The 300-nt window shown below is 48.0% G+C and carries 1 protein-coding gene; it reads right to left on the bottom strand.

Annotation, left to right across the window (positions count from 1 at the left end):
• Positions 1-75: 75 nt before the first annotated feature.
• The coding region (locus tag H4J73_RS20160; protein ID WP_220460641.1) for a hypothetical protein at positions 76-300 on the bottom strand (225 nt) is incomplete at its 5' end.

Raw genomic sequence — 300 nt, 5'->3', positions numbered from 1 at the left:
TCAGAAGTGAAACGCAGTAGCGCCGATGGTAGTGTGGGAGTTCCCATGTGAGAGTAGGACATTGCTAGGCGCCTATTAAGAGAAGCCCGATTCGAAAGAGTCGGGCTTTTTGCTGTCTGGCATTTGAAAAACAACAAAAATAGACCGAAATCGCCACAGCATTACCGGTGCGCCGACGGCCGTGTGGCTTATGTTGAGTAAAGCGCATGTGAGCGTAGGACATTCTCCACGAATATTAAGAGAAGCCCGATCCAAAAGCCTCGGGCTTTTTGCTGTCTGGCATTTGAAAAACAACAAAAA

The sequence above is a fragment of the Colwellia sp. MB3u-41 genome (genome assembly GCF_014076845.1).
Taxonomy (GTDB): domain Bacteria; phylum Pseudomonadota; class Gammaproteobacteria; order Enterobacterales; family Alteromonadaceae; genus Colwellia_A.
This window is presented reverse-complemented; position numbering and strand designations above follow the sequence as displayed.